At 45.4% G+C, this 15,508-nt stretch carries 15 protein-coding genes and 1 pseudogene; 8 read left to right on the top strand and 8 right to left on the bottom strand.

Going from position 1 to position 15,508, the window contains the following annotated elements; all coding sequences use genetic code 11:
- Nucleotides 1-188 precede the first annotated feature (188 nt).
- Nucleotides 189-440, top strand: coding sequence for a DUF7219 family protein (locus PJF56_RS16860; protein WP_283763860.1), 252 nt, complete (start codon nucleotides 189-191; stop codon nucleotides 438-440).
- Here PJF56_RS16860 and PJF56_RS16855 read toward each other — a convergent pair.
- The gene (locus PJF56_RS16855) at nucleotides 437-1,297 is read right to left on the bottom strand and encodes an MBL fold metallo-hydrolase (protein ID WP_283763859.1); all 861 of its coding nucleotides are present in this window, start codon (nucleotides 1,295-1,297) and stop codon (nucleotides 437-439) included. The two genes, PJF56_RS16860 and PJF56_RS16855, sit on opposite strands and share 4 nt — an antisense overlap.
- The gene (gene aroC, locus PJF56_RS16850; protein ID WP_283763858.1) at nucleotides 1,290-2,387 is read right to left on the bottom strand and encodes a chorismate synthase; all 1,098 of its coding nucleotides are present in this window, start codon (nucleotides 2,385-2,387) and stop codon (nucleotides 1,290-1,292) included. Before aroC ends, PJF56_RS16855 begins: the two co-directional genes overlap by 8 nt.
- A gap of 169 nt (nucleotides 2,388-2,556) precedes the next feature.
- On the opposite strand from aroC, the gene PJF56_RS16845 reads away from it, so the two are divergent.
- Both PJF56_RS16845 and PJF56_RS16840 read left to right on the top strand, forming a co-directional pair.
- Nucleotides 2,557-2,970: an element excision factor XisH family protein gene (locus PJF56_RS16845; protein WP_283763857.1), complete on the top strand. Its 414-nt coding sequence runs from the start codon at nucleotides 2,557-2,559 to the stop codon at nucleotides 2,968-2,970.
- A complete protein-coding gene (locus PJF56_RS16840; protein ID WP_283763856.1) occupies nucleotides 2,958-3,287 on the top strand; it encodes an element excision factor XisI family protein in 330 nt (109 codons plus the stop codon). Before PJF56_RS16845 ends, PJF56_RS16840 begins: the two co-directional genes overlap by 13 nt.
- Nucleotides 3,288-3,435: 148 nt before the next feature.
- Here PJF56_RS16840 and galT read toward each other — a convergent pair whose 3' ends face one another.
- Complete coding sequence (gene galT, locus PJF56_RS16835; protein ID WP_347179571.1) at nucleotides 3,436-4,425, bottom strand: galactose-1-phosphate uridylyltransferase; 990 nt, start codon at nucleotides 4,423-4,425, stop codon at nucleotides 3,436-3,438.
- Nucleotides 4,426-4,695: 270 nt separating this feature from the next.
- Here galT and PJF56_RS16830 point away from each other — a divergent pair, with 270 nt between their 5' ends.
- Nucleotides 4,696-7,191 (top strand): ATP-binding protein, encoded by a 2,496-nt coding sequence (locus tag PJF56_RS16830; protein ID WP_283763854.1) that lies wholly within the window; start codon nucleotides 4,696-4,698, stop codon nucleotides 7,189-7,191.
- A gap of 670 nt (nucleotides 7,192-7,861) precedes the next feature.
- Nucleotides 7,862-8,806, top strand: a complete 945-nt coding sequence (locus PJF56_RS16825) for an XDD3 family exosortase-dependent surface protein (protein ID WP_283763853.1) — start codon at nucleotides 7,862-7,864, stop codon at nucleotides 8,804-8,806.
- Between the two features lie 195 nt (nucleotides 8,807-9,001).
- On the opposite strand, the gene PJF56_RS16820 is transcribed toward PJF56_RS16825, so the two are convergent.
- Nucleotides 9,002-9,853: a prohibitin family protein gene (locus PJF56_RS16820; protein ID WP_283763852.1), complete on the bottom strand. Its 852-nt coding sequence runs from the start codon at nucleotides 9,851-9,853 to the stop codon at nucleotides 9,002-9,004.
- Nucleotides 9,854-9,878: 25 nt separating this feature from the next.
- On the opposite strand from PJF56_RS16820, the gene PJF56_RS16815 reads away from it, so the two are divergent.
- The 3 genes from PJF56_RS16815 to PJF56_RS16805 are packed head-to-tail and all read left to right on the top strand — an operon-like array spanning nucleotide 9,879 to nucleotide 11,982.
- Nucleotides 9,879-10,043: a hypothetical protein gene (locus PJF56_RS16815; protein WP_283763851.1), complete on the top strand. Its 165-nt coding sequence runs from the start codon at nucleotides 9,879-9,881 to the stop codon at nucleotides 10,041-10,043.
- A 10-nt stretch (nucleotides 10,044-10,053) separates the two neighbouring features.
- Nucleotides 10,054-11,247 carry an NAD(P)/FAD-dependent oxidoreductase gene (locus tag PJF56_RS16810; protein WP_283763850.1) on the top strand — a complete coding sequence of 398 codons (1,194 nt, stop codon included), beginning with the start codon at nucleotides 10,054-10,056 and terminating at the stop codon, nucleotides 11,245-11,247.
- Nucleotides 11,248-11,265: 18 nt separating this feature from the next.
- The gene (locus tag PJF56_RS16805; protein ID WP_283763849.1) at nucleotides 11,266-11,982 is read left to right on the top strand and encodes an HAD-IA family hydrolase; all 717 of its coding nucleotides are present in this window, start codon (nucleotides 11,266-11,268) and stop codon (nucleotides 11,980-11,982) included.
- A 21-nt stretch (nucleotides 11,983-12,003) separates the two neighbouring features.
- Here PJF56_RS16805 and PJF56_RS16800 read toward each other — a convergent pair whose 3' ends face one another.
- From PJF56_RS16800 to PJF56_RS16785, 4 genes and pseudogenes are all read right to left on the bottom strand, one after another.
- Complete coding sequence (locus PJF56_RS16800) at nucleotides 12,004-12,768, bottom strand: hypothetical protein (RefSeq protein WP_283763848.1); 765 nt, start codon at nucleotides 12,766-12,768, stop codon at nucleotides 12,004-12,006.
- Between the two features lie 82 nt (nucleotides 12,769-12,850).
- Nucleotides 12,851-13,213 (bottom strand): VOC family protein, encoded by a 363-nt coding sequence (locus PJF56_RS16795; RefSeq protein ID WP_283763847.1) that lies wholly within the window; start codon nucleotides 13,211-13,213, stop codon nucleotides 12,851-12,853.
- A gap of 233 nt (nucleotides 13,214-13,446) precedes the next feature.
- Nucleotides 13,447-15,075: a S8 family serine peptidase gene (locus PJF56_RS16790; RefSeq protein WP_283763846.1), complete on the bottom strand. Its 1,629-nt coding sequence runs from the start codon at nucleotides 15,073-15,075 to the stop codon at nucleotides 13,447-13,449.
- Between the two features lie 73 nt (nucleotides 15,076-15,148).
- Nucleotides 15,149-15,508, bottom strand: a pseudogene (locus tag PJF56_RS16785) (Uma2 family endonuclease); the annotation flags it as partial.

The following is a 15,508-nucleotide window of genomic DNA, read 5'->3' as shown; positions in this document are numbered from 1 at the left end:
TGACAATCTCAACGGTTTTTCCCATCTCCACGCTGTTTGATAACTCACCCCGGCTTTTTTGGCATAGTCTGAGAGTTTCATGGTTCTATTTTACCATGAATGACTATACTTGACTGTATTTTAAGTTAAACTTTACAATACACACTTGTTATAGTGGGCCTAATTTGAGATCCTCAAGGACATGCGCTATGGCTGACCCATCTGAATTTTTGTATCCTCGTAGTCGATATTACGGTGAGTTTAAGCCAGAATATCTAGTTTTTGATGCCAACTTGCAAGAATTTGCCCAAAAAGTAACCTATATTTGTTCTTTAGAAACCGGTGGTAAGATTACCCCCCTAGAAGCCTACGAACGAATTCACCAATTATGGCTAGAGCTAGAACAAAGTAAACACCAGTTAGGCTTAGAAAAACCGCCTGAAGACCCTTCTCAAGATTAAGGGGCGATCGGGCTTAAAATCATGCCTTCCCGGGCCAAAACCGTATTCGGGTAGTGCTTTTGAACTTCCTCTTGAATTTGGTCGAGGGTATCATCATCATGATTAGGTTCATGGTGGAAAATCACCAGCTTTTTCACGCCTGCGGCTTCAGCCACTTTCACCCCTTCTTGCCAAGTAGAATGGCCCCAACCGACTTTAGGGGATTTAGGATTACTGTATTCATTGTCGGTGTACATGGCATCGTAGATCAGGATATCGGCATCACGAGCCAACTTGAGGATATCTTCATCCAGGCGATCGCTATAATGCTCCGTATCCGTACAATAAACGGCCGTGTGTCCTTGCCAAGTAATCCGATAACCCATCGCCCCATTAGGATGGTTCAGATGTCCCGTTTCAATCTCAATATCATCTAGGCTAATCACACTTCCCGGCGTTAGCTTAGAAAATTGCATCTGTGCCTTGGGTATGGGTGAGGGAACCGGAGAATTGATATGGAGAATAGCGTGATGGAAATGGTCTTCTAGGGACTCGCTTGAGTCAGGGACATCTCCCCAAACATGGATTTGATTGCCTGGGGTAAACAGGGGAACGAAAAAGGGCACACCTTGAATATGATCCCAATGGTAATGGGTAAAAAAGAGATTGATATCTAGAGGGGATTCTTCAGAGAGGCGATCGCCTAAAGCGCGTAAACCCGTTCCGCCATCAAAAATAAAATGCCGATCTCCAATCCGCATTTCCAGGCAGGAGGTATTGCCACCATAGCGCACCGTTTCCGGGCCGGGCGCGGGGACACTCCCCCGTACCCCCCAAAATTGAACCTCAAAGAGTGAAGAAGAGTGCTGACTAATCATGATTGAGTGTTCCGCATTGACCTTGGTGACGTAGGAGGTGGTCGCATAAAACCAGAGCAACCATTGCTTCTACCATAGGCACGGCTCTAGGTAAAACGCAAGGATCGTGACGACCTTTAGCCGCTAGAAGGGTTTCTTGGCCTTCTTTGGTAACCGTGCGCTGTTCTTTACGAATGGTGGCAGTAGGTTTAAACGCGGCTCGGAGAATAATCGATTCTCCATTGGAAATTCCCCCTTGAATGCCTCCGGAGCGATTAGTAGCCGTTCGGACTTGCCCTCGGTTATCTAGGGTAAATTCATCGTTATGTTCGCTCCCGGTGAGCAGAGTTCCGGCAAACCCAGAACCGATCTCAAATCCTTTACTCGCTGGTAGAGACATCACCCCTTTAGCCAAATCCGCCTCTAGTTTATCAAAAACCGGCATTCCTAGACCTTTAGGCAGATGACGAGCCACACATTCGACTACCCCACCCAGGGAGTCCCCTTCCCGTTTAATGGCTTCAATGCGCTCGATCATCCGTTCATAAGCTTCGGGATCGGGACAACGGACAATATTACTTTCGACTTGTTCGAGGGTTACCGTTTCCGGATCGACGATCGCCTCTAAATCTTGAATACGCTTCACATAGCCAATAATTTCCACCCCAGCCGCCTGTTTGAGGATCTTTTTGGCGATCGCCCCGGCTGCCACTCGACCAATGGTTTCCCGTGCCGAAGAGCGTCCCCCCCCTTGCCAGTTGCGAATCCCATATTTAGCATCATAGGTGGCATCTGCATGGGAGGGCCGGTATTTTTGCGCCATTTCATCATAATCTTGGGGGCGGGTATCCTTATTCGGAACCAAAATCATAATTGGAGTCCCCAGAGTTTTCCCGTCAAACACTCCCGAAAGAATCTGACAAGTATCCGTTTCCTTACGCGGTGTCGTAATTTTACTCTGTCCCGGCCGACGGCGATCCAACTCCACCTGAATCTCCTCTGCCGAAATCTCTAGACGGGGTGGACAACCATCAATAATTACTCCCACCCCACCCCCATGGGACTCTCCAAATGTCGCGATCCGAAATAAATGCCCGAAGGTATTACCCATAATTGATTCGTTAACCCAGCTTAGATCTATCCTACTCCCTTGACTGCCTGCATCATACGGTTTCTCCCAAACTCCGTGCCCCCAAGCGATGAACAGCTCAATGTCCAACCCGGACAATCCAAGGTTGGGCCTTGAGTAAAATAAAAAGATATCCAGCCACTAGCTTACTATGCCCCGTCGCGATCGCTATCATAATATTGTCAGAAATGCTCTGATTAAAGAGGGCTGGACTATTACTCACGATCCGCTTATTCTAGGGAATCTTGAACTACGAGTTTATCCCGACCTCGGCGCTGAAAAACCAGCGAGCGATCGCTACTCTATTTCTCTTGCTGTTGAAATTAAAGTGTTTGGCAATATTGGGCAGATTTCAGAACTAGAAAAAGCAATTGGGCAATATGTTTTGTATCGTTCTATCTTAAAAAGAAGTGGCTCTACCCGTCAACCTTATCTTGCTATTAGCTCAACCATCTATCAACAACTCTTTCAAAAGACAATTATCCAGAATCTAATTGAAGATGAGAAAATTCATCTTATTGTATTTAATCCAAATTTGGAGGAGATCGAGCAATGGATCGACTAGAACACTACCGTAGTATTATTCGTACCGTTTTAGCCGAACATCTGGAATGGTCGAAATCAAGAGATATTGACGAAACCATAGCTATTTGTGACGAAGAAACAGACAACTATCTGCTAATGAGTGTTGGTTGGAATGGAGATCGGCGTATTCACGGTATTCTGGCTCACCTACGCATTATTGATGGTTTAGTTCATATCGAACAAAATAATGTGGAATACTTTGCTGAAGATTTAATTGAGCAAGGAATTCCTGAAGAAGTCCTGGTTCCTGCCTTTTGCTATCCTCTAACCAGAGAGGCGATCGCACTGCATGACTAAAATACAGCACTTTGGGCTTCGCGGACAGGTTTCGGCTGTCGCCGACATGAACATGTCGGACTTTCATCCGAAAACGCGCGGCAGAAGGGTAATGGGTAATGGGTATCAGAAACCCCGCGTCCCCGCGTCCCCCCATCTCCCCAACGCCCTATTCTCGCAAAAACTGGGCATCCCATTCCGGCAAAGACGGATTAATACTGACACTAGAGGCAATTTCAAACCCCGCAGGAGTCGTTAACCGGGGTCGAATTTGGCAATACCAGTGAACTTGGGGTTCTTCCGCCTTATAGCGAGCCGCCGTATTAATAATATAGTTATAGTCTGGGTCGTTGAGCTTGTCCGATAACCGAGTCAGAACACTTTGGAGGATGGCAGCAAAATCCGCTTTTTCCCTATCTCTCATACTACCAAAATCCGCCTCATGATCTTTCGGGGCGATCGATATCTCAAACGGCACTTGAGCCGCAAACGGTACGAACGCCAAAAATGAATTATTCTCCTCTACAACCCGCGTTTGCTCCTTATACTCAAACTTGAGAATATCACAGTACAAACACCGCCCCCAGTCATCATAATATCGTTGGGCTTCCTCCTCCCGCCAGCGTCGCTGTTGAGGCACAACACTGGTAATGATAATCTGGGAATGGGGATGGGATTGGGAGGCTCCCGCCCGTTGTCCATGATTGCGGAAGATAATCCCCATCATACTCTCATGTTCCCGCATCAGATCGATGTAGCGATGATGATAGGTTTCCACAATCAGTTCTACTTCGGATCGCTCCATGGTCGGAATATCCTTATCATGATCTGGACTTTCTATGATCACCTCATGGCGACCATAACCGGGCATCATGAGATAAATACCATGGGAAGAACGCTGGGTATTTCCGTCAGTCGAAAGGGCTGGATAGCGATTGGCAACGACACGGGTTTGCCACCCAGAACCCTTAATTTTGGGGACTTCTAGTAAAATCTGTTCCTCTTCATGACTGCCCCCCGGACAAAAGGGACAAGGAAGGGAGATCGGATGATCGATAATACAAGCTTGTCGCAAATCCTGGGGACGGTGCTTTCTCTTGGGCGCATAGATGACCCATTCCCTGGTGACCTTATTGAGTCGGATGTGGTTACCTTCTATATCTTGCACTTGAATCCCGCGTTATATTCATTAGATTTGCCTAATTTAACTTTAAACCCTAATCCTACCCTGGAAACACGGATCGGGATATTCTGCCGATCTCTACCGTGCTTTTACCCTTTTCCAGGTTCTGTTTAAGTCTTGAGCTACAATAGATTCCTAGATCTGTTATGCATCCTTGAAGACTAATGCGAAGAATGCTCCTAGCTTAATCTTTCTGCTCCTTTCCTAGCCATCATTTAGCGTTATTGTCTCTCCACTGTGAACTTTATGAATACTCAATTCAATATTAGCTTACGTCGCTCTCGCAATTGGGCGATCGCTCAACAAGAAGCCGTTCATTTTCCTAGCGCTATTCAACCCCATGGAGTCCTGTTGGTCTTAAAAGAACCAGAGTTAACGATTCTACAAGTGAGTCAAAATGTAGAATCTTTCTTAGGCTATGCTCCAGATCGCCTCCTCAATCAACCCTTATCCGTCTTATTAGACCCCTCGCAACTGCAAATTGTCGAGCAGCATCTAGCCTCTGCCAGTCTTCAGAGCAATAGTCCCCTCAAGCTCCAGGTTCATGCCCTAGAACCTCTTGAGTTAACTGGAAGGATGCATCGTCAGAATGATGGAGTGATTCTAGAATTAGAAAAAACCATCGATCCAGATTTTAATCAAAACCTCAATTTTTATCATCTGACCCGATCGGCAACCATCGCCCTCAATACGGCTCAAAACTTGGCAGAAGTTTGTAAAATCGCTGTTCACAATATTCGTGAAATCACAAAATTTGACCGAGTGATGCTCTATAAATTTTATGAAGATCATCATGGTAGTGTGATTGCTGAATCTAAACGGGAAGATATAGAGTCCTATTTGGGATTACATTATCCCGATATTGACATTCCTGAAGATGCGCGGAATCTGTTTCTGAAAAATTGGTTGAGATTTATTTTTGATGTCCATGTAGACGCAGTAGAGTTGCTTCCTGATGTTAACCCGTTAACCCATTACAAAACGGACTTGAAAGGGTCGTGGTTAAGATCGGCTTCTACCTGTCATCTGCAATATTTAAGGAATATGGGTGTGCGCTCTTCTATGACTCTTTCCTTAATTAAAAATCAACAACTTTGGGGCTTAATTGCCTGTCATCATTATACCCCGATTTCCCTATCCCACGAGCAGCGTTCGGCCTGTGAGTTTTTGGCCCAGTCTCTGTCCTTGGAATTGGTTTACAAGGAGCATAATGAAGACTATGAATATAAATTAGACCTCAAAGATATTCAATCCCGTTTATTAGAGAGCATGTCTAATGCTCCCAGTTATGTAGAAGGATTGGTTAATAATGAAGCCGATCTTCTGGATTTAGTCAATGCTAGAGGGGCGGCCATTTGTTTGGGCGATCGCTGTGTACTCATGGGTGAAACTCCTGACATTAGCTATGTCAACAAATTCAAAGAGAATCTAGGTTACTATATAGGAGAATCTCGTTTCTTTTCCACAACCTGTTTAGCAGAAATCGATCCTGAAGCCACTGCCTATAAAAATGTCGCCAGTGGGATACTCGCTATCAAGATTACACCAACTCAAAACCAGTATTTAATCTGGTTTCGTCCCGAAGTGGTGGAGACCGTCACTTGGGCTGGGAACCCAGAAAAGACGTTAGAAAATAGTAAAAATCCTGATGTACTTTGCCCTAGACAATCTTTTGAGTTGTGGAAAGAAACCGTTCACTTACAATCTTCTGCTTGGAAAAAATGTGAAATTGATGCAGCATTGGGTCTACATAACTCAATCATAAAAATTGTTTTGAAAAAAGCAGACGAACTCGAAAAAGTGAATCAAGCCTTGAAAATATCAGAGGCACAAGAAAAGGAAAAGGCTCGGCAACTCGAACAGACTCTTCTGGAACTTAAACAAGCTCAAACTCACTTAATTCAAAGTGAAAAGATGTCCGGCTTAGGACAATTGGTAGCAGGAATTGCCCATGAAATCAATAATCCTGTGAATTTTATTTATGGTAATCTTGCCCATGCTGATAATTATACCCAGGATTTACTGACCATTCTTGAGCTGTATCAGAAGTTTTACCCTGTACCTCCTGAAGAGATAAAGGAAGAATGTGAAGACGCAGATTTAGAGTTTTTAATGGAGGATTTACCCAAATTACTCCAGTCGATGCAAATTGGAGCCGATCGCATTCGGGAAATCGTGCGATCGCTACGCAACTTCTCTCGTCTAGATGAAAGTGAAGTTAAGGCAGTCAATATCCATGAAGGAATCGATAGTACCCTGCTGATCTTAAATAATCGACTCAAGCCGAAATCTCATCGCCCAGAGATTAAAGTTGTAAAAAATTACAGCACCCTTCCTGCCGTAGAATGCTATCCCAGTCAGTTAAATCAGGTGTTTATGAATTTAATTGCTAATGCCATTGATGCCCTAGAGGAAGCAAATACCAAACAGAATTTGACTTATGGGGAGTTGGAGGCTTATCCTAACCAGATTAAGATTGAGACCTCTGTGTACTCTCCAGAGGCTTCAGGACAAGATTGGGTTGTCATTGAGATTGAAGATAATGCATTAGGCATTCCAGAAGAGGTTCAATCGAGATTGTTCGATCCGTTTTTTACCACTAAACCCATGGGTAAGGGTACGGGCATGGGTTTAGCGATTAGCTATCAAATTATCGTGGAGAAGCATCAGGGGAAATGTAGTTGTCAGTCTACAGTGGGTGAGGGGACAACGTTCCGGATTGAAATCCCGGTGCAACAATAGACTTCTTGCAGAAGGTGGGGCAATGGGGAATGGGGGAATGATTTTAAGCTTCGAGTGGGCAAGATACTCCAGACAGGGGGACACGGGGACACGGGGACACGGAGAATGGGATGACTCTATGGAATTTAGGGGTATCTGAGGGCTGCTATAGATGGACAATAGCGATCCTTAAAAACTGCCATTAGGGCGATCGGATCGCCCTAAGCCCTGTACTATCTAGGGAAAGGATGTCCTCTGCAAAATTTATTCTCCAAAATTAATGTTCAACTCATCCGGAATTGACCCTGGCGACGATGGAGCTACTCTCAGTCAGCTCTGGCAGTCTTTCTCTGCAACCTGCCAGAACTACTGGGGATTTGCGTAGGTTTTGATATTCTTTCGTCAGATAAATAAAGCTTGGCTTTAAAAATACGGATTTCTAGGGGTATCTCCTCTCCTGACTCCGTATCCTTCACCCATCCTTCATGTTAGGCGCAATCTAAATTCAGCAACTCTCCTGATGGCACAGTTGAGAAACTGGCATATGCTGAATATAGGGTAAAAACAAAGCCCACTAAACGCCGTTAGCGTTCCGTGCATCTGTTAAAGCAAAGATGACTGTTCATCTTGATTAACCTGGAGAGCGGCGGTTTAGCACACAAGACAACACAAAGGAGAAGGAGCAAACCTCATGAAACTTAATTCTATTCAAACTCTTATCGGTACTGCTACAACCACCGCTTGTTTACTGAGTATGACCGGAGTTGCCCAAGCCGGAAGCTTCTACAATGGTTGGAACTACGCTCGTGACTATTCCAACGATGGTACAGGTGGCTATGAGCAGTTTAATGGCCGCATAGCATCGGGCTATGAAATGTATGGTATGGCAGTTCACCAAGATGGAGACACCATCACAGTTGGGATTAACACCAACCTAGGCTTAGAGGGAAGACATCATGGCCCTGCCAAAGACGATAATATCGGTTGGGGAGATTTCCTCTTCAGCGTCGGTGGCGAGCAGTACGGTATTCACTTTGCCGAAACCAACGACTCCTTCGGACGGGGACTCGACAGCGCGGCTGCTGATGCTGCCCAAGGAACCAACGCTCTAGGTCTGTACAAAGATATCACCACCAAAAACGTTACCGCCAAAAACAGTGGTTGGTCTACTATCAAAAAGCATGACAACGAGACAAAGAACCGCACTGCCAATGTTCAAGATCGCAATGCAGGTATTAAGTCCTTCGGTGATTTAGAATCTTCTGAACTGTCCTATTACAACTCTTGGCGTAGCGCTCCTACCTCCATCAAGTCTGGAACTAAGGTAGAAAATGATAACTTCCAACTGTTAAATCAGTCCCAACTGAGCGGTTTAGGCTTAGACTTTGGGGGCGCTTTTGGAGTCGGAAGCAATACGCTGGGTGCGACAACTTTCGGGTTTAGCTTCACCAAAACCCCGGAAATGCTCGGTGAATTTGTGGCTCATCTGTTTGCTGAATGCACTAACGATGGTATGGCTATCCAAGGTACATTTGAAGAAGTTCCCAGTGTTCCTGTTCCCGAACCTACGGCAGTGGCTGGTTTAGCCTTGGTTGGTTTGATGTTCGCGGGTAGCAAACTGCGTCAACACAGTTAATACAGTCAATACAATCAATGGCAATTAAGTAGGGGCGGGTTTGAAACCCGCCCCTACAGATTGTGTTCTGCCCCTACAGATTGTGTTCTGCCCCTACAGATTGTTTCTGCCCCTACAGATTGTGTTCTGCCCCTACAGATTGTGTTCTGCCCCTACAGATTGTGTTCTGCCCCTACAGATTGTGTTCTGCCCCTACTAATCTACAGCTTGTTCCAGATTACCGAGATTAAATAAAAACGGTACACCTGAATTCTGACTTCCAGTGACCAAGACTTTGGGCATTTGTGCCCCTCCTTGTTTCCAGGCTTCGATCGCCTCTTTTTGTAGCACTAATGACCCCCCTTGGGCCTTTAACGTCTCGGCTAAGAGCCGTTGAGCTTCGGCTTTCCCTTTGGCGCGGTTAATATCGGCTTGGGCTTCTTGTTCGGCTTCTTGAGCAATATAAATAGCTCGCTGGGCCCGTTGTTCGGCAATTTGTTTGTCTTCTACCGCACGAGCAAATTCGGCAGAAAAAGTCAGGTCAATCACGCTGGTATCGAGGACAATAATGCCGTATTTTTCGAGTCTTTGACCCAAGGCTACATCAAAATCTTGCTTCAATTCTGTCCGTTTGGTGATCGATTCTTCTACGGTTCGCACTGCCGCCGCAATTTTAAACGATTCTTGGGTTTGGGGCGCAATGACTTTAGAAACCAAATTTTGTAGGGTTCCTTGGGTGCGGCGAATTTCTACGACTTGAAGTGGATCGAGGCGAAAGTTAATGGCAAAACTGGCGCTTAATTCTTGTAAGTCACGGGTGGAACTTTGGGCAGGGACTTCAAATTTTTGCACGGTGACATCATAGACATCAACGTTTGCAATTAAAGGGGGTTTGAAGTGAATTCCTTCCAGGAGTGCCCCATCTCTGGCTTTTCCTAAAACACTGAGAACGCCAGCTTGACCGGGATTGATAATTACAAAGCTGTTTGCACCGAGTAAAATGATTGATGCTGCAATAATGCCAAACAGGATTCCGGATACGCCAACGTCTGATTGATTTCTGGCCATGGTAACCTCCTAAGGATCGAGTTTCTTGCCTCGATCATCTTACCAGTGCTTTGTGGAGGATGGGGGAGATTACCGATTACCGATTACCGATTACCGATTACCGATTACCCATTACCCATTACCCATTACCGATTACCCATTACCCATTACCCATTGTTATGCTGTAAGAAGTTCTCTTGTGGATGTCTGAGTCTTCTGTTATGTTACAACGATCTACGCGCGTTTGTATCCTTGGTGGTGGTTTTGGGGGGTTGTATACAGCCCTGCGTTTGAGTGAGTTTTCTTGGGAGGGACGGGAAAAACCAGAGATTGTTTTAATCGATCGCCAAGACCGATTTTTGTTTATGCCCCTATTATATGAGTTGGTGACTGGGGAGATGCAGACCTGGGAAATTGCGCCGCCTTATGTGGAGCTGTTGGCGGACACTGGGGTGAGGTTTATGCAAGCAGAAGTGAGCCAAATTAATCTGGAGACTCAAGAGGTTACTCTGGACTCAGGACAGGTTTTACAGGGCGATCGCATTGTGTTAGCTCTGGGAGGAGAAACGCCGTTAAGTTGGGTTCCTGGATGTCAGGAATATGCGATTCCGTTTCGGACACTGGAAGATGTCTATCGCTTGGAGGAGAGTTTACGCAGCTCGATTGCATCGGAGAAAGAGGTGATTCGGGTGGCGATCGCCGGTGCGGGTTACAGTGGCGTAGAATTAGCCTGTAAGTTAGCCGATCGCTTAGGCGATCGGGGACGCATTCGCCTGGTAGAAAAAGGGGATTGTATTTTAGCCAATTCTCCGGAGTTTAACCGCCAAGCTGCCGAAACTGCCTTAAAACAAAAAGGAGTGTGGATCGATTTAGAAACGACGATTGAGGCGATCGCCCCGGATTCTATTTCCCTGTATTATAAAGGTCAGGAAGATACCATTCCCGTGGATCTGGTGCTGTGGACAGTGGGAACCCAAATTCCGCCCAGTATCCAAGCTCTGGATCTGAAAAAGAATCCTCGCGGCCAGATTACGACAACCCCGACTTTACAGGCGATCGATCGTCCCCATTATTTCATTCTTGGCGACCTTTCTGACTCCTGCGATGCCACCGGTCAAGTGCTACCGAAAACCGCCCAAGCCGCCATCCAACAGGCAGATTATTGTGCCTGGAATGTCTGGGCTTCTTTGTGCGATCGGCCCCTGCTCCCCGTGCGCTATTCTCACCTGGGTGAAATGATGGCCCTGGGTATCGATAATGCTACCTTAACCGGTTTAGGGCTTCAGCTCGATGGCCCCCTAGCCCATATCGCCCGTCGTCTGGTTTATCTCTATCGCCTTCCCACCCTAAACCACCAATTAAAAGTTGCCTTTAACTGGCTTACGCAACCCTTACAAGAGATAATGTTAGATTAGACGCTCAAAGCCATCACTATGTCAAAACCGAAGGTTATATTCTTAGATGCCGTAGGTACACTCTTTGGAGTACGCGGCAGTGTAGGAGAAATTTATAGCCAATTCGCACAAGGATTTGGGGTTGAAGTTTCTGCCGATCTGATCGATCAAACCTTTTCTGAGAGCTTCAGAAAGGCTCCACCGGCTGCCTTTCCAGACATTGAGAGTCAAGAGCTACAGTCTTATGAGTTTGATTGGTGGAAGGCGATCGCCTTTGATACCTTTGCCCAAGCAGAGGTTATCGATCGGTTTACGGATTTTGACCGCTTTTTTAATGAACTTTATCATTATTTTGCCACCCTTTATCCCTGGTTTGTTTACCCCGAAGTTAAATCGGCCCTTTTAAGCTGGAAAAATCAAGGCATTGAGCTGGGGGTGATTTCTAACTTTGACTCCCGTTTACATAAAGTTCTCAATGCCCTAGGGCTAAAGCATTTCATGAAATCTATTACCATTTCTACTGAAGTGGGGGCAGCTAAACCAACCTCGAAAATCTTTCATGTCGCCCTAGCTAAACATGGCTATAAACCTCATCAAGCTTTACATATTGGTGATAGTTATGAAGATGATTATTTGGGAGCCATAGAAGCTGGATTTTCTCCCATTTGGTTGCAACGCCAATCTCAACATCCGGAATTATTTAAGGTGGCTAAAGGTAAGGTGTGGTCTGGTTTTCAAGCCTCCGCTTTTTTTTGAATTTTATCAGGATAGGCAAAACTAAATTAAGGGATTTTCGGCATCTTCTTCACTAAAAATATAATCGCGATCAAAAACAAAAGCATTCTGGTGACGAATCACAGCAAGCCCTAAATTGGTTACGGTTTCCGTGTTAAATGTCGCCATCACTAATTCTCTTGCTTTTTTTTCTGAAACTTGTGGCTTTTGCACGAAAAAGCTACGTTTAGCAAAAAATAAGCGTTCATCTTTTGGGGTAATGATATAATTTATTTTATGGGTATGTTGAATGGGTTTAATATATGTATTGAGGAAAACTTCTTGGTTGATTTGCATCAGATAGAGCCGTTCGTGTTGCAGCCAACTCATGCTAAACATCATCAGCAAAAGTTCAAAGCCAAGGGTGTAAGTGAAAACATTATTTTTTTCCTGGGGATTTACAACTAATTGCAGCACTGATTCCAAGAATTTTTGGGGCTTACATCGTAAATCATGGGCAGAATGAACATAAAATTGGCGGATATATAACCTTAATCTCTTTTCATCCAAGACAGTTGGAATTTGAAAGAGTTGTAAATAATGTTCAACTTTTTCTTTGGTCTTCTGGTCTTGGACTAATTTAGCTACAATACCATCGGCTGTATATTCATCTAAAAACTCGGCTTGGACTTCTGAGGGAGCAGACAGCAACAAATGGCATAGGGATAATACATATCTTCTATGTTGCCAAGATAACCCTTCTGTCCATTGACGTGCTTCTGAAGGGAGTTGGGCAAGAATCGATTGCATCGTGGATAATGGAGTCATGATCGAGTATTCTCCAAAAGTTGTTAATCCGTAATGGCTGATTTTACTTTCAGTAAATTATACCCATTATCCAATGCTGTGACTAAACTTCTTGTAGCTCTAGAATATTGCCATCGGGATCTTGGGTAAATAGGGCCGATCGCCCGGAGGAACTCAGTTGAAATTTACATCCATAGGCAGTGAGTTGTTGCTTGACTTCCTCTAGGGAATCAACTTCAAAGGCAATATGGGCATTGCGCCCCCACTTTTGCGAATTCCATCGGGTAATTTCTACATCAGCGTGCATCATTAAGTGCAGTTGATAGTGTCCAATTTGATACCAAATACCGGGAAATTTCAGTTGGCGATCGATTTTGGTTAAACCGAGAACACTACTATAGAAGTGTTCGGCTTTGTCTAGGTCGGAAACTAAGATCGCGGTATGCAAAGATTGTATAATTTTCATTATTATTTCAGTTGCACAATAGATTATTTTAACAGGCGTTGGGGTTTAATCCAAAGGTGGGCGGGAGAATACAGCACTTCCCTCTATCTGTGGGGGAGTAGGGGAATGGGGAGTGCGAGCGTCTCGCTCGCTAGAGAAAGGCAACGAGCTAGAGAGAAAGGCAGCGAGCAAGATGCTCGCACTCCTATATTTCCTATATTGCACTACTTTAGTAGCAAACCTCTAACAGGGGATTAGTTTTCAACGGGGGCTGTCCACCAGGCGATCGCATAGGATTGCTGTGCTTCATTCACTTGCTGGCGATAGTAGACGCGGATTTTATACTTGCCCGTGCGGGGAATGGGATAAAACATATGTTCTACACTATCTACATCACTAATTGAAGACCAAAGACTATCGCGAAGATCGTTAGAGTCAGCAGGCATGAGGAATATATCTAAATTATTCAGGCCTCGGTCTTCAAAGGTTTCCCCGATGTCATAGGCCTCATTTTGATTGCGGTCTTGAAGTTCGACTAAACGATTCCAAGCTAGGGTAACACTGAGCATACTGCCCTGTTGTAAAGGTTCTTCTAAGATATAATCCTGGTAACTACCCGCTTTCTCTATCTGGTCATAATTCCAACCGATCGCCGGAACTGGATTATCGGGAGTCCACTGACCCGCACTAAACTGTTGATAGGCACGACTGGCATTTAAATGACCGGCTCCCATTTGAATGTCCAGGGGAATGCGAGCATCCCTATAGGCTTCTGAAGTGAACCAAGACTGATGTTTTTGATCGTACAATGTGCGCGACATGCCCAAATTTAAGCCATTCCCCAAATCTTGAATTTTATCGGCACTATTGTGTAACACTGCTTTCATCACTTCTTGCTGACGAGCATCCATTGTCCATGGGGGACTGAGTTCCGATTTTAAGGGATCGGCTTTCACTTGAGCTAATTGGCGATCGCCATATTCTTGTAATAAAGCGATCGTTGCTGTCACATGGGGAGCAGCAAAACTCGTGCCACTGGAATACCCTACCGTACCATCAAGATTAACCAAGGGAACCTTATGCCCTGGAGCCACTAAACCAATGGAGCGCCGACCATCCGTATTGGTTTCATAGCCAATAATGCGATTGGGATTTCCCAAACTCGGATCGCCAATATTGGCAAAATCGATCTTAGAATAGCGATCGCCGTAGATCTTCGAGAACGCCACCGTCACCCCATTGTAAGTATCGGTCGGAATTGAAATCCCGCCCCGACCCTGGTTCCCGGCAATCACATAAAATACATTATGCACCCGTGCTGACCAATCAATACATTGAGTTAACAGAGCATTGCCATCCAATAGGGCATTCGGCCGGGGGTCTTGATTCAATGATTCCCCAAAACTAAAATTAACCGCCCGCAAATCCCCACTATTTTGCATCGCCAGATGTTGGGAAGCCAGGCACTCCTCCGCTTGGCCGCTACGTCGTAAAGACCCCACTGCCGTGGAATAGAGCCGCGCATCGGGAGCTACGCCAGGAAACTGTTTATTGGAGCTAATCATCACACTGGCCACATTTTGGGCATGGGGGTCAACATGCTTGTTATGTTCGGCCAAGGCATCCCGAAAAAAGACGCGCATGGGGCTGATGACCTGATTGGGGTCAGTTTTTTTATCGATGCCAAATACTCCAGGGCGACCGATTTCCACCTGACCGATGGCGATCTTTTTACCGGTCAAGTTATAAGGGAAGTCATGTAAGCGTTGGGCTTCAATTCCTGCGTCTCCCACCGATGACCGGAGTAGGGTAAAGGCAAATGCCGGAATGCCTAACCCGGAAATGGCTAGGGTGAATAGCATTAATTTGAGCTTGTCGATCATCGGTTATGACTCCTAGGAAATTGTGGTTAATCCTAATTTACCAAGTGATTTTGGCGATCGCCCTTAAATCACCCTAAAGCGTATCCGGATCGATGCCCAATTCCTGAAGTTTCGCCAAAGCTTGGTTGAGTTTCTCTTGCGCCTGCTGTTGTGCCAGTCGCGCTCGATCTCGCTCCAGAAAAAGCGTCTCCGGTTCCTTAAACTCTTCCCCATCGGGATAAAACACCGATAACCCATCCCCAAACAGCTCAAATCGAATCTGTAACAGGGGTGATGTCCAAGGTAAATATAATGCTGTGATTAACGTACAAACCTCATCCGGCTGTTCACGCACAAATCCCCAGAAATCCTTGCGCTCTGGATCGTAATAATAGGCTTCTAAAACCCCATGCTGCTCATAAAACTTTTGCTTTTCTGCCATTTCCCGACGGGT

Source organism: Roseofilum halophilum BLCC-M91 (assembly GCF_030068445.1).
GTDB lineage: Bacteria > Cyanobacteriota > Cyanobacteriia > Cyanobacteriales > Desertifilaceae > Roseofilum > Roseofilum halophilum.
The sequence above is the reverse complement of the archived record's forward strand: the minus strand, read 5'-3'. Positions and strand labels throughout refer to the sequence as shown.